Source organism: Chitinophaga lutea, assembly GCF_003813775.1.
GTDB lineage: Bacteria > Bacteroidota > Bacteroidia > Chitinophagales > Chitinophagaceae > Chitinophaga > Chitinophaga lutea.
In genome coordinates, this window is the sequence record NZ_RPDH01000003.1 from 675,197 (window position 1) to 694,039 (window position 18,843).

13 protein-coding genes are annotated in these 18,843 nt (G+C 56.9%); 12 read left to right on the plus strand and 1 reads right to left on the minus strand.

The annotated features are described in order from the left end of the window. Positions 1–55 precede the first annotated feature (55 nt). From nuoC to EGT74_RS25910, 12 genes are all read left to right on the plus strand, one after another. Entirely contained in the window at positions 56–1,795 is a 1,740-nt protein-coding gene (gene nuoC / locus EGT74_RS25855; protein ID WP_123849510.1) for an NADH-quinone oxidoreductase subunit C/D, read from the plus strand. Between the two features lie 13 nt (positions 1,796–1,808). Next, positions 1,809–2,273 carry an NADH-quinone oxidoreductase subunit NuoE gene (nuoE, locus tag EGT74_RS25860; RefSeq protein ID WP_123849511.1) on the plus strand — a complete coding sequence of 155 codons (465 nt, stop codon included), beginning with the start codon at positions 1,809–1,811 and terminating at the stop codon, positions 2,271–2,273. 2 nt (positions 2,274–2,275) lie between these two features. Further along, positions 2,276–3,541, plus strand: coding sequence for an NADH-quinone oxidoreductase subunit NuoF (gene nuoF / locus EGT74_RS25865; RefSeq protein ID WP_123849512.1), 1,266 nt, complete (start codon positions 2,276–2,278; stop codon positions 3,539–3,541). Positions 3,542–3,611: 70 nt separating this feature from the next. Continuing rightward, entirely contained in the window at positions 3,612–6,335 is a 2,724-nt protein-coding gene (gene nuoG / locus EGT74_RS25870) for an NADH-quinone oxidoreductase subunit NuoG (RefSeq protein WP_123849513.1), read from the plus strand. A 10-nt stretch (positions 6,336–6,345) separates the two neighbouring features. Continuing rightward, the gene (gene nuoH / locus EGT74_RS25875) at positions 6,346–7,296 is read left to right on the plus strand and encodes an NADH-quinone oxidoreductase subunit NuoH (protein ID WP_123849514.1); all 951 of its coding nucleotides are present in this window, start codon (positions 6,346–6,348) and stop codon (positions 7,294–7,296) included. Positions 7,297–7,330: 34 nt separating this feature from the next. Next, positions 7,331–7,846 carry an NADH-quinone oxidoreductase subunit NuoI gene (gene nuoI / locus EGT74_RS25880; protein ID WP_123849515.1) on the plus strand — a complete coding sequence of 172 codons (516 nt, stop codon included), beginning with the start codon at positions 7,331–7,333 and terminating at the stop codon, positions 7,844–7,846. An 11-nt stretch (positions 7,847–7,857) separates the two neighbouring features. Continuing rightward, positions 7,858–8,388: an NADH-quinone oxidoreductase subunit J gene (gene nuoJ / locus EGT74_RS25885; protein ID WP_123849516.1), complete on the plus strand. Its 531-nt coding sequence runs from the start codon at positions 7,858–7,860 to the stop codon at positions 8,386–8,388. Next, positions 8,385–8,690 (plus strand): NADH-quinone oxidoreductase subunit NuoK, encoded by a 306-nt coding sequence (nuoK, locus tag EGT74_RS25890; RefSeq protein WP_123849517.1) that lies wholly within the window; start codon positions 8,385–8,387, stop codon positions 8,688–8,690. Before nuoJ ends, nuoK begins: the two co-directional genes overlap by 4 nt. Positions 8,691–8,705: 15 nt before the next feature. After that, the gene (nuoL, locus tag EGT74_RS25895; protein ID WP_123849518.1) at positions 8,706–10,568 is read left to right on the plus strand and encodes an NADH-quinone oxidoreductase subunit L; all 1,863 of its coding nucleotides are present in this window, start codon (positions 8,706–8,708) and stop codon (positions 10,566–10,568) included. A gap of 17 nt (positions 10,569–10,585) precedes the next feature. Beyond that, positions 10,586–12,055: an NADH-quinone oxidoreductase subunit M gene (gene nuoM / locus EGT74_RS25900; RefSeq protein ID WP_123849519.1), complete on the plus strand. Its 1,470-nt coding sequence runs from the start codon at positions 10,586–10,588 to the stop codon at positions 12,053–12,055. A gap of 6 nt (positions 12,056–12,061) precedes the next feature. Beyond that, positions 12,062–13,489, plus strand: a complete 1,428-nt coding sequence (locus EGT74_RS25905) for an NADH-quinone oxidoreductase subunit N (protein ID WP_123849520.1) — start codon at positions 12,062–12,064, stop codon at positions 13,487–13,489. Positions 13,490–13,618: 129 nt separating this feature from the next. After that, positions 13,619–16,864: a S41 family peptidase gene (locus tag EGT74_RS25910; RefSeq protein ID WP_123849521.1), complete on the plus strand. Its 3,246-nt coding sequence runs from the start codon at positions 13,619–13,621 to the stop codon at positions 16,862–16,864. A gap of 217 nt (positions 16,865–17,081) precedes the next feature. Here the strand turns inward: EGT74_RS25910 and EGT74_RS25915 are convergent, their stop codons facing one another. Continuing rightward, complete coding sequence (locus EGT74_RS25915) at positions 17,082–18,839, minus strand: RagB/SusD family nutrient uptake outer membrane protein (RefSeq protein ID WP_123849522.1); 1,758 nt, start codon at positions 18,837–18,839, stop codon at positions 17,082–17,084. Positions 18,840–18,843: the final 4 nt, after the last annotated feature.

Sequence of the window (18,843 nt, forward strand, 5' to 3'; positions counted from 1 at the left end):
AAAAGCTTGGAAAAGCTAGGCAGCATGGCGCATTGATACAATTAAAACTGTTATCATGCCTGCGAGCATCTTTCAAACCCTCTGCTCCCGCTTCGGTGAGAATATTTTCCACGAACAGCTCACCCGGGATGAGACGCCCACCATCTGGACGCCGCAAGGGAAGATTATTGCCGTATTGGAGTACCTCCGCAGTGATGTGGAACAACCTTACCGCATGCTCTATGACCTCACGGCCATCGATGAGCGTGCCTTAAAAAGTAAGTACAACGGCACCGGCGATTTTACCCTTGTTTATCATCTCTTTTCTTTCGAGCGTAACGCGTTAATCCGCCTCAAAGTAGTGCTCCGCGGAGAATACCCCGTGACCCCCAGCATCACGCATTTATGGCCCGCCGCCAACTGGTACGAACGCGAAGTGTACGATATGTTCGGCATCCGCTTCGACGGCCACCCTTTGCTCAAACGTATCCTCATGCCGACCACCTGGGAGGGGCACCCGCTCCGCAAGGAGCATCCCGCACGGGCCACCGAAATGGGACCTTTCCGGCTCTTTGACGAGAAGGAAGACAGGGAGCAGGCCGCGCTCCAGTTCAACCCTGAAGAATGGGGCCTCCAGCGGCAGAGCGAAGATTCCGATTACATGTTCCTCAACATCGGCCCCCAGCACCCCGGCACCCACGGCGTGCTCCGCATCATCCTGCAGCTCGACGGGGAAGACATCGTGGATGCGGTGCCGGATATCGGCTTCCACCACCGCGGCGCGGAAAAAATGGGCGAGCGCCAGAGCTGGCATACCTACATTCCTTACACCGACCGTATCGATTACCTCGGCGGCGTCAACAACAACCTGGCCTACCTGCTGTCTGTCGAAAAACTGGCCGGCATCAAAATACCGCAACGCGCGGAAGTGATCCGCGTGATGCTCTGTGAGCTGTTCCGTATCGCGAGCCACCTCGTGTGGTACGGCACCTTCGCGCAGGACGTGGGCCAGCTGAGCCCTGTGTTTTATATGTTCACCGATCGCGAACGCATCTTCGAGATCATCGAAGCCATCTGTGGTGGCCGCATGCATCCCAACTGGTTCCGCATCGGCGGCGTGGCGCAGGACCTGCCAAGGGGCTGGGACAAGCTGGTGCGTGAGTTTGTGAGCTATTTCCCGAAAAAACTGAAAGAATACGATAAGATGGTGATGCGCAACAGCCTGTTTAAAGCGCGCACCGTTGGTATCGGCGTGTTTACGCAGGAAGAGGCGATCGACTGGGGCGTAACCGGCCCCGGCCTTCGCGCCTGTGGCCTCGCCTGGGATATGCGTAAAAAGCAGCCTTACAGCGGCTATGAAAATTACGAATTCGACATTCCCGTGGCGGAGAACGGGGATTGTTACGCCCGTGCCCAGGTGCGCGTGAACGAAATGTGGCAGAGCCTCCGCATCGTCGAGCAATGCCTGAACAACATGCCCGAAGGCCCTTACAAATCCGATCATCCGCTTACCACGCCGCCGCTGAAACAGTTTACGATGGAAGACATCGAAACCCTCATCCATCACTTCCTCAACGTCAGCTGGGGCCCGGTAATGCCGGCGGGGGAATCGCTCGTGATCACGGAAGCGACGAAGGGCTGGAACAGTTATTACGTTACGAGCGACGGCAACACCTCGCCGTACCGCGTCCGCGTCCGCACCCCGTCGTTCGCGCACATGCAGATGATCCCGTATATCAGTCGCGGTTACACCGTAGCCGACCTGTTATCCATACTCGGCGCGATGGATTACGTGCTGGCCGACATTGACCGTTAAAACAGAACAGACTATGCTCACCATTGCAGAAAAGGAACAAATCGAACACGAGATCCGGCAGGTGCCGGTGAAAAAGGCGGCCTGCATAGAGGCGTTGAAGATCGTACAGGGGCATCGCCGGTGGGTGTCTGACGAAGGCATCCGCGATGTAGCGGATATCCTCGAGATGAGCCCCGAGGAGGTAGACAGCGTAGCGACATTTTACAATCTCATTTTCCGCCAGCCCGTTGGCCGTCATATCATTCTGCTGTGCGACAGCATCAGCTGTTATGTGATGGGCCTCCGCGCGCTGCATCAGCAGCTGGTGCAGCTGCTTGGCATACAATACGGTCAAACCACGCCGGATGGCCGCTTCACGTTATTGCCCAATCCCTGCCTCGGTACCTGCGATCATGCGCCTGCCCTCATGGTAGACGATGATCTGTACCGTGATCTGAGTGCGGACGACCTGGAAGCCATTCTTGCTAAATATACCTGATCATGGAACGTCCCTTAACACAACATATCACCTTTCCGCCACTGGGCCTGCGCCAGTACGAAGCCGTCGGCGGTTACCAGGCTGTGCGCAAAGCCGTGCGGCACATGGAGCCGAAAGACGTGACGGCGCTGGTGAAGGAAGCGAATATGCGCGGCCGGGGAGGAGCGGGATTCAGCACCGGCATGAAGTGGAGCTTCGTGCCCATGGATGTGCCCGGGCCCAAATACCTCGTGGCCAACGCCGACGAAATGGAGCCCGGCACGTTCAAAGACCGCTGGCTGCTCGAAGGTAATCCCCACCAGCTCATCGAAGGCATGATCGTGTCGGCATACGCGATCCAGGCCACCGAATCCTTCGTGTTCCTGCGCTGGGCGTACAAACAGGCGGCGGTGGAGATCCGCAAAGCTATCGCGGAAGCCTACGATGCCGGTTATCTCGGCAAAAACATCCTCGGCACGGATTATTCCCTGGAGATGCACCTGCACACCGGTGTGGGCCGGTACATGTGCGGCGAAGAAACGGCGCTGCTCAATTCACTCGAGGGCAAACGCGCCACGCCCCGCGCCAAACCGCCCTTCCCGCAGGTGAGCGGATTGTTCGGCCGGCCTACGATCGTCAATAATGTTGAAACACTCAGTTATATCCCGCACATCGTCAATCACGGCGTTGCCTGGTTCCAGTCGCTCAGCCGCACTGCGGACGGCGGTACCAAAATTTACGGTGTAAGCGGCCGGGTCAATAAACCGGGCGCCTGGGAACTGCCGATGGGCGTTACCATGCGTGAACTCATTGAAGAGCATGCGGGCGGCATGCAAAACGGTTACCGCTTTCGCGGGGTATTACCGGGTGGGGCCTCTACCGATTTTCTCGTGGAAGAGCATATGGATGTGCAGATGGATTTTACCGGTGTGGCCGCCGCCGGCAGCCGTCTCGGTACGGGCACCATGGTGGTGCTCGACGACCGTACCTGCCCCGTTGGTTTCGTGCACAACCTCGAGCACTTTTTTTCGCAGGAGAGCTGCGGTTTCTGCACGCCCTGCCGCGAAGGCCTGCCGTGGACGGAGAAACTCCTGTGGGCCATCGAACAGGGGAAGGGCAGGGAAGAAGACCTGGCGCTGCTGGCCTCGCACGCCACGCTGCTGGGCCCCGGCAACACGTTCTGCGCGCTGGCCCCCGGCGCCATGGAGCCGCTGCAAAGCGCGCTGAAATATTTCAAGGAAGATTTCGAACAGCATATCAAACACAAGAAGTGCCCGTATCATGATTGAAGGAAACAATGCGGCGGTTTCGGCATAAACAACAACGGAAGAAGCGACACCCTCAACTGAATATTTCATTATGGCTACGATATTCATAGACAACAAACCCTACGAGGTAAAAGACGGGAAGAACCTGCTGGAGGTTTGTCTGCAGCTGGGCCTGAACCTGCCTTACTTCTGCTGGCATCCGTCCCTTGGCTCCGTGGGAGCCTGCCGCCAGTGTGCCATCAAGAGCTTTAAAGACGAAGACGACACCAAAGGCAGGATAGTCATGAGTTGTATGGAGCCCGTGCGCGACAAAATGCGGATATCCGTGGAAGATAAAGACGCCACCTCTTTTCGCGAACATGTGATCGGCTGGCTGATGACCAACCACCCGCACGATTGCGCGGTGTGCGACGAAGGCGGCTCCTGCCATTTGCAGGACATGACGGTGATGACGGGCCACAGCTACCGCGATTATCGCTTCACCAAACGCACGTACAACAACCAGGACCTCGGCCCCTTCCTCAACCACGAAATGAACCGCTGCATCCAGTGTTACCGCTGTGTGCGTTTTTATAAGGATTATGCCGGCGGAAAAGACCTGAACGTGTTCGCGGCCCACAACCATGTATATTTCGGCCGGCAGCAGAGCGGCACGCTGGAAAGCGAGTTCAGCGGCAACCTGGCGGAAGTTTGTCCTACCGGTGTGTTCACCGACAAAACTCTCAAATCGCATTATACCCGCAAATGGGACATGACCTATGCGCCGTCTGTTTGCCAGGGCTGCTCCCTGGGCTGCAATATCAGCGCCGGCGAGCGGTATGGCTCTATCCGCCAGATCGTGAACCGTTACAACGGCGATGTGAACGGCTATTTCCTGTGCGACCGCGGGCGGTACGGGTATGAGTTCGTCAACAGCGATCAGCGCATCGTGCATCCCGCCATCCGGCCGCATCACAACGGGACCTCTTCCCGCGAGTACATCATCCAGGAAGTAGCCGCCAAACTCCGCAACGGCAAAACCATCGGTATCGGTTCCCCCCGCGCCAGCCTCGAATCGAACTTCGTGTTGCGGCAGCTGGTAGGCGCGGAACATTTTTACCTCGGCATGTCAGACACCGATCACGATCATACCAACATCGCGTTGAAGATCCTGCGCGACGGGCCGGTGCGCACCCCATCGCTGCACGAGGCCGAACAGGCGGACATGGTGCTGATACTGGGTGAAGACCTCACCAATACCGCGCCGATGCTGGCGTTGGCCGTGCGGCAGGCGGTAAGGCAGGTGCCCATGCACGAGGCCATGGAGCAGGTGCATCTCGCCGCGTGGCATGATGCAGCGCTGAGAGAAGCCATGCAGGAAACGAAAGGCCCGCTTTTCATCCTCCATACGTTCCCCACCAAACTCGACGAGCTGGCCACGGGCATCCACCGCGATGCGCCGGAGAACCTCGCCCGTATAGCTTACGCCGTTAGCCGGCAGCTGGGTGCGCCGGTAACGGAAGTCAAAAACCTGAACGATACGGAACAGGCGCTGGTAGACCAGATCACTGCCGCGCTCAAAGCGGCGAAACGCCCGCTGATCATCGGTGGTTACGGCACAGGCTACGACCATTTGATGAAAGCGGCCGCCAATATCAGCTGGGCGTTGATGCAGGGCGGCGCACAGCCCATGCTGAGCCTCACCCTGCCGGAATGCAACAGCCTCGGCCTCGAAATGCTCGGCGGCCACCGCCTCGATTCCGCGGTGGATGCGCTCAAAAACGGCGAAGCCGATACGGTGATCGTGCTGGAGAACGATCTCTACCGGCGCGCGGACAAACATGTGATAGACGAGATTTTCCGGCATGCGAAAGACGTGATACTGGCCGATCATCTATATAACCCCACCGCCGAAAAAGCCACCGTGCTGCTGCCGGTGGGCACCTTTGCGGAGGCGGACGGCACCATCGTGAACAACGAAGGCCGCGCGCAACGGTATTACCAGGTATATGTGCCGAAAGGGGAGATACAGGAAAGCTGGCGCTGGTTTTTGCAGATCGCCGAAAAAGCGGGTGTAGAACGGCTGCATGGCCTTCATTTGCTCGACGATGTGGTGTGGGCGATGACCACCACCATTCCCGCGCTGGCCGCCGTGGCGCACCTGGCGCCGACCGCGGATTTCAGGATGGCCGGGCAGAAAATTCCCCGCGAACCGCACCGCTACAGCGGCCGCACGGCGATGCTGGCCAATGAAAACGTAAGCGAGCCCAAACCGCCGGAAGACGAGGATACGCCGCTGTCTTTTACCATGGAAGGTTTCCGGGGAGAAGCGCCCGCGCCGCTGATTCCATTCTTCTGGACGCCGGGATGGAACTCCGTGCAGTCTGTCAACAAGTACCAGTCCGAAATAGGCGGTCACCTGCACGGCGGCGACCCGGGCAAACGCCTGCTCGAGCCGCATGTCAACGGCAGCATTCCATTCTTTACGGAAACGCCGCAGCCGTACCTGCCCATGCCCGGCCACCTGCACGTAATGCCGGTATTCAGCATTTTCGGCTCCGACGAACTGAGCATGCATACGCCCGGCATCGCATCGCGGGCGCAGGACTTTTTCTGCATTTACATGAACCCGGAAGACCTTCATGCATGGGACATTACGCCCGGCAGCTGGGTGAATTTTCATATACAGGGGCACGCCTACCTGTTGTCGGCCGTGCCCAACAACTGGCTGCCGCGCGGCATTGCGGCGATGAACGCCGGGCTGCCCGGCTCGCAGATCATCGACCTGCCGCAGTGTATCCGGTTCAATAACAGCGAGGTTCCTTCAACCACTTAAAACAGGTGTTATGAACTACTGGTGGATTATAGGAGGCGTTTTATTCGTGCTGCTCAACACGGCGGCCGGCCTCATATGGCTCGAACGCAGGTTGCTGGCGCTCTGGCAGGACCGTTACGGCCCCAACCGCGCGGGCCCCTTCGGCATCCTGATTGTGCTGGCGGATACGCTGAAGCTGTTTTTCAAGGAAGACTGGATACCCCCCTTCGCCGATAAAGTCGTATTCGTATTTGCGCCTGCCGTGGTGGTGATCAGCGTGCTGATGAGCTTTACCGTAATCCCTTTCGGGCCTGACATCATGGTGGCCGATCTCAATATCGGGCTGCTGTTTTTCCTGGCCATGTCGTCGCTCGGCGTATACAGCATCGTGCTCGGCGGATGGGCGTCCAACAACAAATATGCGTTGCTCGGGGCGATGCGGGGGGCTTCGCAGATGATCAGCTACGAAGTGTTCATGGGCATGGCGCTGATGGGCGTGGTGATACTGAGCGGCAGCTTTAACCTCCGCGAGGTGGTGGAAGCGCAGCGGGGCATGTGGTTCATCGTTCCACAGTTTTTGGGGTTCGTGATATTTCTCATTGCGGGCATTGCGGAAACGCACCGCCTGCCCTTCGATATTCCCGAAGCGGAAAGTGAGCTGGTGGCCGGTTTTCATGCCGAATATTCCGGGATGAAATTCGGGATGTTTTTCATCGGCGAGTACCTCGGCGTTACGCTCATTTCGTCGATGCTGGTGACGCTGTATTTCGGCGGCTGGCTGGGCCCCGCGTTTCTGCCGGGCGTGGTATGGTTCGTGCTGAAAACCTTCGTGTTCATCGCGCTGTTCATCCTGCTGCGCGCCTCCATGCCGAGGCCGCGCTACGACCAGCTGATGGAATACGGATGGAAAGTATTGTTCCCGCTGTCGCTCCTGAACCTGCTGGTCACGGCGGCGATCGTACTGAGTATGAAATCTGCATAGGCAGCTGTTATAAAGTCATAGAAAAACACGCATTATGTTCAGTTTAATCAGAAGCATGTGGCTGGTATTCCTTCACGCTTTTCACAAAAGGGAAACCTTCCAGTACCCGGAAGAAAAAGCGCCATTGCCGGCCCGCTGGCGCGGCCGCATCGTGCTTACCCGCGACCCTGATGGCGGGGAGCGCTGCGTGGGATGCTACCTCTGCGCGGCGGCCTGCCCGGTAGACTGCATCTCGCTGCAGGCAGCCGAAGCGCCGGACGGAAGAAGGTACCCCAGCTTTTTCCGCATCAATTTTTCCCGCTGCATATTCTGCGGTTTTTGTGAAGAAGCCTGTCCTACTTACGCCATCCAGCTCATACCCGATTTCGAAATGGCCGAATACGACCGCCAGAACCTCGTGTATGAGAAGGAAGCGCTGCTGATCAACAGCGAGGGGAAATACCCCGGTTATAATTATTACAAGGTGGCCGGTATGTCTATCGCCGGGAAAGACAAGGGCGACGCGCAGAAAGAAGAACCGCCGGTAGACATCAAAAGCCTCCTGCCTTAAAACGCCGCATTATGGGACCTGCATTCTATATCGCCGCCGGTGTGGCCATATTTTCCACCATCATGGTGATCACGCGCTACAATATCATGCACGCGCTGCTGTACCTCATCGTATCGCTGCTGAGCGTGGCTGTGATATTTTTCCTGTACGGCGCGCCGTTCATGGCCGCGCTGGAAGTGATCATCTATGCCGGCGCTATCATGGTGCTGATGATATTTTTTGTGATGATGCTCAATCTCGGCCCGCAGACCGCGGGAGACGAGCGGCACTGGCTGAGCCCGCGCATATGGATCGGCCCGGCCGTGCTTTGCGCGGTGCTGCTCATAGAGCTGGGTTACCTCATCCTGCAGCCGCCGGTATTGCCGGCGGGTGAGATCGTGATGGTGGACCCGAAAGCCGTGGGGAAAAGCCTGTTCGGGCCCTATGTGCTGGCCGTTGAACTGGCCGGCATGCTGCTGATGGCGGGCATCGTAGGTGCTTATCACCTCGGCCGGCAGAAGAAAAAAATCACCCATCGATTCCTTGAAAGAACCGCACAATGATAATATCCACTACAGCAGGCCTGGTGCTTGCAGGCATATTGTTCGTATTGGGACTGGTGAGCATGCTCATCCGGCGCAACATCATTTTTATGCTGGTGTCTGTCGAAATCATGCTCAATGCGGCGGGCCTGGCATTCATCGTGGCCGCCTCACGCTGGGGGCAGCCGGAAGGGCAGGTGATGTTCATGTTTATCCTCGCCATGGCGGCGGCGGAAGTGTCGGTGGGCCTGGCATTGATATTACAGCTCTATCATCAGCTCAAAACGCTCGACAGTGACGAAGCCAGTAAAATGAACGGATAACTTAAATGTAATGTTATGAACTGGATTTACCTGGTACCGGCCATGCCCTTTCTGGGCGCCCTGTTACTGGTGCTGCTTTCCAGGAAGATCGGGAAGGCAGGCGTAGCCGCCATCGGTTGCGGCAGCATCGGCATCGCTGCGCTGGTCACCATCCTGGCCGGTATTGAGTTTATCGGCAGCGGCACGCAGCAGTTCAACCTGCCCCTGTGGAACTGGCTGACCGTGGGCACCTTCCAGATCGGCATCACCCTGCACCTCGATGCGTTGTCGCTGGCGTTCATTTTTGTCATCACATTCGTCGGTTTCCTCATCCATATTTATTCCACCGGCTATATGGCGGACGACCCGGACTTCGCCCGTTTCTTCGCCTGTATGAACCTCTTCGTGGGCGCGATGCTGATGCTCGTGCTGGCCGATAACCTGCTGCTGCTGTACTTCGGCTGGGAAGGCGTGGGCCTGTGCAGTTACCTGCTCATCGGTTTCTGGTATAAAGACCCCGCCAACGGCGCGGCCGCACGGAAGGCGTTTATCGTTACCCGTGTGGGCGACACCGCCATGGCCATCGCGTTATTCCTGCTGGTGCAGCACACCGGCAGCCTCCAGCTCACCGACATATTGTCCAAAGCGCCCTCGCTCTGGAGCACCGGCGATGCCACGGTAGTGACCATCGCCTTTTTACTGCTCGGCGGCGCCGTGGGCAAAAGCGCGCAACTGCCGCTGCAAACCTGGCTGCCCGACGCCATGGCCGGTCCTACGCCGGTGAGCGCGCTCATCCATGCCGCTACCATGGTAACGGCGGGTGTATACCTCATTGCCCGCACGAATATCCTGTTTACGCTCTCGCCCGCGGCGCAGGCCACCGTAGCCATCGTGGGTGGTGTGACGCTGATACTGGCGGGCGTCAGCGCGTTTGTGCAGACCGATATCAAAAGAGTGCTGGCGTATTCCACCATCAGCCAGATCGGGTATATGTTCCTCGCATTGGGCGTGGGCGCGTGGTCGGCCGCCATCTTCCATTTCATCACCCACGCGTTTTTCAAAGCCCTGTTATTCCTCGGAGCAGGCGCCATCATCGTGGCGCTGCATCATGAGCAGGACATGTTTAAAATGGGCGGCCTGCGGAAAAGCCTGCCCGGCGTGTTCTGGGTGTTCCTCATCGGCTCCGCTTCCCTGGCCGCCGTTCCTTTCGTAACGGCGGGCTTTTACAGCAAAGACCAGATCGTATGGCTGGCCGGTACTGCCGCACAGGGAAATGCCGGGTACTGGATAGTATCGGTGGTGGGGGCTTTCATCACGGCCATGTATACGGCGCGCATGGTATTGCTGGTATTCTTCGGCAAAGAAAAAACGCATGTGCACCATCATCCAGGATGGAATATGATGGTGCCGTTATACATCCTCGCCGCTTTGTCTACGCTGGCCGGTTTTATCGAACTGCCGCATACACTGGGGCATGTGACCCTGCTCAGCGATTTCCTTTCGCCCGTGCTGCCCGCCGTAGTCACGGAGCACGGCAGCGTGGCGATGGAATGGGGCTCGCAGGCCGTTGCGGCTTTGCTGTCGTTCACCGGCATTTACATCGTATGGCGCACGCTGACCGTTCCTTTCCCGAAAGAAGTCAAAACATTCCTGAAAAACGGCTGGGGCTTCGACGTGGCGTACGACGTACTGTTTGTGCAGCCGTTCGTACAGCTGGCGCGCCTCAACCGCAAAGACGCGATCGATAAACTGTACACGGGCCTGGCGGCGGCAATGCGGTATTTCCACCGCATGATGTCCGCCACACAGAGCGGCATTCTGCGCTGGTATATCATGGGCATTGTGATGGGCGCGGTCCTGATCCTTTCCGTGATCATCTGGCGGCAATACACTGTTTAATTTTAAACCGTTTACGCATGATCCTCTTTCTCTTCATTCTCATTCCGGTTGTTGGCGCATTCGCAGCCTGGCTGTCAGCGGCCGCCCATAAAATGCTGCCGCGGTGGATCGCGTTGATGGTGATGGTGTTCGACCTGGCACTGGCAGCGGGGTACTGGTTACAGACGGCTGGCAGCGACGGCTGGTACGTCACCTTTGTACAGCCCTGGATGCCGCGCTTCGGCATCAGCTTCTCTCTGGCCATGGACGGGCTCAGCCTGCTGATGGTGGTGCTCACGTTTTTCCTTGGTGTATTGTCCGTGCTGGTGTCGTGGAACGAAATCAAAGAACGTGCGGGTTTCTTCTATTTCAACCTGTTGTTTGTGCTGGCAGGCATTACCGGTGTGTTCCTGACGATGGACCTCTTCCTGTTTTATTTCTTCTGGGAAGTGATGCTGATACCCATGTATTTCCTCATCGGCATCTGGGGCCACAGCAACCGGCTGTATGCCGCGCTGAAGTTTTTCATATTCACACAGGCCGGCGGCCTGCTGATGCTGCTCGCCATATTGGGATTATATTTCGTGCATGGCCAGAACACCGGCACGTTCACGTTCAGTTATTTCGAATTGCTCAACACCCCGATGTCGCAGGAAATGGGGCGCTGGCTGATGTTGGGTTTCCTCATCGCCTTCATCGTAAAACTGCCGGCTTTCCCGTTCCATACCTGGCTGCCGGATGCGCATACCGAAGCGCCTACCGCAGGTTCGGTGGTGCTGGCGGGCCTGCTCCTGAAAACGGGTGCTTACGGTATTCTCCGCTTTGTATTGCCCCTCTTCCCCGAAGCCTCGCAGTTTTTTGCACCATGGATCATGCTGCTGGGCGCCATCGGCATTTTGTACGGCGGCAAACTCGCCTATGCGCAAACGGACTTTAAACGCCTCGTGGCCTATACCAGTGTAAGCCACATGGGTTTTGTGCTGGTGGGCGCTTTTGCTTTCAATGAACTGGCCTACCAGGGCGTGGTGATGCAGATGATCACCCACGGCATCAGCACGGGCGCTTTGTTCATGATCGCCGGTTCGCTGTACGACCGCCTGCATACCCGCGAGCTCGAAAAAATGGGCGGCCTCTGGCCGGCCCTGCCGGGCATGGGCGTGGTGGCGATGATATTCGTCATGGCTTCGCTGGGCCTGCCGGGCCTCGGTAATTTTATCGCCGAGTTCCTGATACTGGCCGGCAGCTGGCAGTCGCACCCCTGGATCACCATCGCCGCCACCATCGGGCTGGTAGTGGCTACCGTATATTCCCTGCGCATCATGCAGAAAGTGTTTTTCGGCGTGTCGTTGCGCGAATACCGGCTGCCCGATCTGAGTTTCCGGGAAGTGATCATGTTCGTACCGCTGGTGATCGTGATCATCTGGCTGGGCGTGTATCCGCAGCCCGTGATCAACACCGCCAAACCTGCCGCCGTGCCGGCGGTAGCCGTTCATCATCCGTTAAAATAACAAGCTATGTCTGCCACCGACTTTTTAAGCATACTACCGTTACTGATCATCAGCGCATCCGCTGTTATCGCCATGTTGCTGGTGGCCATCAAAAGAAACCACCGGGTGATGCACGCCTTTACCGTGCTGGCTTTTATACTGGCGTTCGGCGCGCTGTTCCTCCATCCCGGGCAACTGCCGTATGTGATAGCGCCGCTTTTCGTGGTGGACGCGTTCGCCCTGTTCAATACGGGACTGATACTGGTAGCCGGTTTGAGCGTACTGTTTTTATCCTATAGTTATTTCGAGCAGCGCGAAGAGCGCAAGGAAGAATATTACATCCTCCTGTTGCTGGCGACGGTAGGGGGGATCGTGCTGGTGGTGAGCCAGCATTTTATTTCGCTGTTCCTCGGTCTGGAAACGATGAGCATCAGCCTGTACGGGCTGATTGCCTACCTGCGGGCCCGCGAGCGGTCCGATGAGGCCGGTATCAAATACCTGCTGCTGGCCGCGCTCTCTTCTGCCTTCCTGTTATTCGGCATGGCGCTCGTGTATGCGGAAAGCGGGCGGATGGATTTCACCGGCATCGGCCGGTACCTGGCCACGGCAGGCAGTGTGCCGGTGGGTGTGGTGGCCGGTTTCGGGCTCATGCTGATCGGTGTCGGATTTAAACTTGGCATCGTTCCCTTTCATATGTGGACGCCGGACATTTACGAAGGCGCTCCGCTGCCGGTGGCCGCTTATATCGCCACCGTGTCCAAAGGCAGCATGCTGGTGCTGCTCATGCGTTTTTACCGCGATATAGACGGGTACGAATACACGATACTCTGGTGGGTAATTGCCATCATCGCCATGGCGAGCATGTTTGCCGGTAACTGGCTCGCCTTGCTGCAGCAGAATGTAAAGCGCCTGCTGGCCTATTCTTCCATCGCGCATATGGGATACATCCTCATCGCGTTCCTGGCGGGGCAGGCGGCAGGGCAGGAGGCTGTGATGTTTTACCTCGTGGCGTATGTGATCACCAGCATCGGTGCTTTTGGCGTGCTGGCGCTGCTGTCGGATAAAGTGCGGGATGCGGAAGACCTGGAAGATTTCCGTGGCCTGTTCTGGCGGCAGCCCTGGCTGGCGGCCATCTTTACGGGCATGATGTTGTCGCTCGCCGGCATCCCCCTCACCGCCGGCTTCATCGGGAAATTTTACATCGTCGCGGCCGGCGTCGACGCCGGGTTGTGGCTGCTCCTGGTACTGCTCGTCATTAACAGCGTAATTGGTCTGTTCTATTATATCCGCATTGTGGCGATGATGTTTCAGCCACTCGACGCTCCGCAGCGGAAACCTCTACCTTTCTTCGGGATTTTTGCGTTAACCGGGCTGATGCTGCTTTTGCTCTGGCTGGGGATTTATCCCTCGTCGCTCATCGCGGTTATCCGGGATATGGTGCTGACGATGGGATAAGCCGTAGATGCATATGGATTTATTTTTAACTGATCAGGCCGCTTATACAGATTTCCGGCCCGGATTCCCCCGTTTTGCCCTATTTTGCAACATTGCCACTTTTGGTTGCACAAAACCCAATAACCGCTTATGATGCATCAATTATTAGGCCTTACCGCAGGCGCCTGCATGGCCCTCGGTCCTATATCCGTACAGGCCCAACCCGAAACTAAATTGCTGAGGAACCCGGCCGTGAGCGAAAAGCACATCGCTTTTATGTACGCCGGCGACATCTGGCTGGCGAACCGCGACGGCTCGCAGCCGCTGCGCCTCACCGTTCACCCGGGCGTCGAACAGGACCCGTATTTTTCGCCCGATGGGAAATGGATTGCTTTTACGGGCAACTACGACGGTAACACCGACGTTTATATGATCTCCGTGGAAGGCGGCGACCCGCAGCGCCTCACCTGGCACCCGTCCCGCGATGTGCTGAGAGGCTGGGTAGACAACGATCATATCCTCTTCGCCTCCGGCGCACTATCGCCCACCGGCCGCACCCTGCAGCTGTTCAGTGTCAGCACCAAAGGCGAATTGCCGGTGGTGCATGCGAAAATACCGGAAGCTACACAGGGCGCCGTTTCACCCGACGGAAAATACACCGCTTACATCAAGAACCCAGACCCCACGGAAGGAGCCACGGTGTACCGTCCCTTCAAACGCTACCGCGGCGGGTACATGCCCAAAATATGGATATTCAATAACAGCACCCACCAGATCGAAGAAATCCCCGCGGCCAACTCGAACAACATAAGACCGGTATGGATAGGGAAAAGCGTGTATTTCCTGAGCGACCGCAATCATACCATGAACATCTTCCGGTATGATACGGATAGCAAACAGGTAACGCAGGTCACGAAATATAAAACCGACGACGTGAAGACGCTTACCGGCGACGGTAAAACGCTGGCGTTCGAACAGGCGGCCACCATCCACCTGCTGAACCCGGCCACGGCCGCGGTAACGGACTTGCAGGTGAGCATCCGCGCGGACATTCCTTCCAAACGCCCGCGGTACGAAAAGATCCAGAATTTCGAGCGCGTCAACCTGTCGCCTACCGGCGTAAGGCTGCTGGTGCAGGGCAGGGGGGAAATCTTCTCCATCCCGAAAGAAAAAGGCGATGTGCGGAATATCTCCAGCTCGCCGGGCACACACGAAAGGGAACCGGGATGGTCGCCCGACGGGAAATGGATCTCTTACCTGTCCGATAAAGATGGTAACTATAAACTGATCCTCCGCGATCAGAAAGCGGAAAAGGAGCCCATCGAAATCGAACTGGGTAAAACGGTGTATTACTTCGGCCTCACCTGGTCGCCGGACAGCAAAAAGATCGCTTTCAGCGATGCGCATTTCAACCTGTATTACGTCGACGTACAAACGAAGAAAGTCGTGCACGTCGACACCAACAGCAACGGGTCGATTCCTTCCGGCAACACCAACGTGTTCGCACCGGTATGGTCGCCGGATTCCAAATGGATATCCTACATCAAACTCCAGGAGAACAGCTTCGACGCCGTGTATCTCTATAGCCTGGAAAGCGGCAAAAGCACGGCCGTGACGGACGGGATGGGCGATGCCGGCAATCCCACTTTCAGCGCGGACGGCAAATACCTCTTCTTCGCAGGCAGCACCAACAGCGGCATGGCGCTCAGCGGCCTGCACATGCAGACCTACGGGAAGCAGATGGCGTTCAACATCTACGCCGTGATGCTGGATAAAAACACCCCCACGATCTTCACACCGGAAAGCGATGAAGAAACGGTGAAAGGCGCGGAACCGGAAAAGAAAAAAGACACCAGCAAGCCGGCTGCGGCCCCTGCCACCGCACGGATCGACGTAGACGGCATCCAGCAGCGCATCATCGCCCTGCCGTTGCCCGCGGGTAACTACCGCGCGCTGAACGGCCAGGTGAAAGACAAACTGTTTTACATGATGGACGGCGAACTAAAGTATTATGACCTGAAAGAACGTAAAAATGAAACCTTCGCCAAAGCCAACATGTATATCGTAAGCGCGGATGCGAAGAAAATACTGCTCCTGTCGTCCGGCGCCTACAACATTGTGCCCGCAGACCGCAAGCCGAACCCCGGCGACGGCAAAGTGGACGTATCCAACGTGAGTGTGTACATCGATCCGGTGGCCGAGTGGAACCAGATTTTCGATGAAGTGTACAAGATCGAAAAGGATTTCTTCTACGTGAAAAACATGCACGGGGTAGACTGGGATGCGAACAAAAAGAAATATGCCGCGTTGCTGCCGCACGTGAGCAATCGTGCCGATCTGAACTACCTGCTCAACGAGATGATGAGTGAAATGGTAGTGGGCCACAACTATGTGGGCATGGGCGATATCCCTTCCGGCCCGAACGTGGCCACCGGTATGCTGGGTGCCGACTTTGAGATGCACCAGAACCGCTACCGCCTCTCGAAAATCTACAGCACGCTGGCCTGGAACCCGCAGCTGAAAGCGCCGCTGGCCGTACCCGGACTGAACATCAAAGAAGGTGATTACATCCTGGCTGTGAACGGCCGCCCCCTCACGGCGAAGGAGAATATTCATGCCCTGCTGCAGCATACCGTAGGCCGCCAGATCGTGCTGAAAGTCAACAGCCAGCCTTCCGAATCGGGCGCCCGCGAAGTAGTGGTGGAGCCGATCGATGGCCCCGCAGAATACGAACTGCGTAAAACCGACTGGATTGAAGGTAACCGTAAAAAAGTAGACCAGCTCAGCAACGGCAAAATCGCTTACGTGTACATGCTGAATACGGGCATGGAAGGGTATACCTCCTTCAACCGCTACTTCTACGCACAAACCGACAAACAGGCCCTGCTGCTCGATGAGCGTTTTAACGGCGGCGGTTCCGTGGCGGATTATGTGATCGACATCCTCGACCGTGAAGTGCTCAGCTACTGGGGCGTGCGCAACGGCCGCAGCTTCACTACGCCCGGCAACGGCATCTATGGTCCCAAAGCCATGCTCATCAACGAATACGCAGGTTCCGGCGGCGATATGATGCCCTGGATGTTTCAGCAGAAGAAACTGGGCAAGCTGATCGGCAAACGCACCATGGGCATCCTGGTGGGCATCAGCGGCTATCCCACGTTGATGGACGGCGGTTATGTGACTTCCCCGAGCTTCGGTATTTACGATACGAAAGGTAACTGGATCATCGAGAATGAAGGCACGCATGCCGACATAGATGTGGAGCAAACGCCCGCAGACGTCATCGCCGGCCGCGACCCGCAGCTGGAAAGAGGGGTGCAGGTACTGCTGGAAGAACTGAAAACGAAAAGTGTGAAACCGGTGCCGAAACCGGCTGATCCCGTAAGAATAAAATAGACGGTGCTTTCTCCCGCTGTATTATGCAACGGTACAAGCGGCCGTAGAAAACATTGCATTCCGCTGCATATGGGTGAATATATCCGGCGGTCGGAAATCAATAAAAAAGGGCGCCCTGATGACCAGGACGCCCTTTTACGTTTGTATCGAATCGTTGTGTTATAATTCATTGCTCCAGTTCGGGTCCGGTAGCCTTTCCCGGATGGAAATCGTTGTATTATAAACCATCGTTCCAGTTCGGGTTCTGTGTGAGGTTCGGGTTCAGCAGCCTTTCCTGGATGGGAATAGGTTGGAGATAATCCCGTGTTTCATCGAACACTTTGGTGATGTTGCGGTTGATGATCACATTACCGCCGGCCGCGCCGTTTTCCAGGTCGATTTCGGTGCCCAGCTTGAAGTACTGCACGCCGCTTACTGCGGGCGAAGGTTTGGTGCCTTCATAGATATGCACGTCGATTTTGCCGTTGCGGTCGAGGTCGTACTGGCCGATACCGGGGAAATACATGCCTTTGAACTGGCGGAGCATGGCTTTGCCTTCTTTCCAGCGCATCAGGTCGTTCCAGCGGTAGCTTTCCATTACCAGCTCAACCCTTCTTTCGCGGCGGATTTCCAGGATAACGCCTTTATTGGCGCCGGAGAGGTTGGGGTATTGCGCTGCCAGGTATGGATCCGGGGTGGCATTGGCGGCGGCCAGGTTCATGTTCGGCATGCCCACGCGGTCGCGGAGCGGCTTGATGGTTTTATCCAGGTCGGCCTGTGTGATCGCACCCAGTTCCGCTTTGGCTTCCGCCAGGTTCAGCAGCACCTCGGCGTACCTGAACACGGGCATGGAGTTGATGGAACGGTTGAAGGAGTCGAAAGACAGGTCGGTCACGAATTTGATCAGCTGGTAACCGGTTACGCTCGCCCCGAAGTCCGGCGGCAGTTTGTTGGTGGTGCCGATGCGGGAATAACCCGGTGTACGGATGGTCTGCGAAAGGCGCGGGTCGCGGTTCTGGGTTTCGTTGTAGAACGTGATGGTGTCGTAACGGCTGATGTCCGTAAATCGGCTGCCGTCTGCCATCAGGTAACTGTTCACCAGTTGCTTTTCCAGGCCTGGTTTGCCGTAGGAAGACGTGATCGTGTAGTAGTTCACGTTATGCCATACCTGCAGTTCGTTGCTGAAGTTGCGGGCGAGGATGATCTCGTCTTTGATCGGCGCGATGGACGCGAACAATTCGAGGTACGCTTTCGAAGGCGTGGAAGTGTAAATCTTGTATTTGCCGCTGGCGATCAGGGCTTCGGATGCTTCCACGGATTTCTGCAGCAGCGCTTCCCAGCCGGGGAGGTTCATTTCAGGATGGTATTTCCGGAAAGTGCCCTCGAAAAGGCAGATACGGCTCTTTAACGCAAGGGCGGTGAATTTGGTCACCATTTCCGTGCTGGGTACCTCGTTGTCGATTTTTGCGATGGCATAGTCGATGTCGGCCAGGATGGAATCCACGATCAGCGTCCGTTTGTCCCTGGCTTTCTTCAGTGCGGCCTCGTCTTTCTGCTGCACGGTGGTGCTGTACCAGGGCACGTCCCCGAAGCGCTGCACCTTATCGAAATAAAAATAAGCCCGGAAGAATTTCGCCACCGCGGCAAATTTGGCGGCCTGCTGCTCAGGCATCACCCGGTTATAGTTTTCGAGGAAAAAATTGATCTTGCGCAGTTCTCCCCAGCTCCAGTTGCCGCCCGTCACGGGAACGGTGCGCTTGCCGGTGATGTTGTCGCCCATCGAGGATTTGACGATGTTGTCGATATCCTCGTTGTACACCCCTTCCGCGGAGGGAAAGGCGCTGTAGAAGGAATTGAGATAAACCCTCAGCTCTTTTTCGTTGTTGAAAAACTGGTCGGGTGCAATATCAGAAACCGGCTTGCGGTCCATGAACTTGCTGCAACCCGCGAACAGGCTGCCTCCGGCGAGTAATGCTATGGAAATATACTTTTTCATTTCA

Coding starts and splice junctions, on each gene's coding strand:
- nuoL (WP_123849518.1), top strand. CDS start 8,706: ATGAACTGGATTTACCTGGTACCGGCCATGCCCTTTCTGGGCGCCCTG.
- nuoM (WP_123849519.1), top strand. CDS start 10,586: ATGATCCTCTTTCTCTTCATTCTCATTCCGGTTGTTGGCGCATTCGCA.
- nuoG (WP_123849513.1), top strand. CDS start 3,612: ATGGCTACGATATTCATAGACAACAAACCCTACGAGGTAAAAGACGGG.
- nuoJ (WP_123849516.1), top strand. CDS start 7,858: ATGGGACCTGCATTCTATATCGCCGCCGGTGTGGCCATATTTTCCACC.
- EGT74_RS25910 (WP_123849521.1), top strand. CDS start 13,619: ATGATGCATCAATTATTAGGCCTTACCGCAGGCGCCTGCATGGCCCTC.
- nuoE (WP_123849511.1), top strand. CDS start 1,809: ATGCTCACCATTGCAGAAAAGGAACAAATCGAACACGAGATCCGGCAG.
- EGT74_RS25905 (WP_123849520.1), top strand. CDS start 12,062: ATGTCTGCCACCGACTTTTTAAGCATACTACCGTTACTGATCATCAGC.
- nuoC (WP_123849510.1), top strand. CDS start 56: ATGCCTGCGAGCATCTTTCAAACCCTCTGCTCCCGCTTCGGTGAGAAT.
- nuoH (WP_123849514.1), top strand. CDS start 6,346: ATGAACTACTGGTGGATTATAGGAGGCGTTTTATTCGTGCTGCTCAAC.
- nuoI (WP_123849515.1), top strand. CDS start 7,331: ATGTTCAGTTTAATCAGAAGCATGTGGCTGGTATTCCTTCACGCTTTT.
- nuoF (WP_123849512.1), top strand. CDS start 2,276: ATGGAACGTCCCTTAACACAACATATCACCTTTCCGCCACTGGGCCTG.
- nuoK (WP_123849517.1), top strand. CDS start 8,385: ATGATAATATCCACTACAGCAGGCCTGGTGCTTGCAGGCATATTGTTC.
- EGT74_RS25915 (WP_123849522.1), bottom strand. CDS start 18,839: ATGAAAAAGTATATTTCCATAGCATTACTCGCCGGAGGCAGCCTGTTC.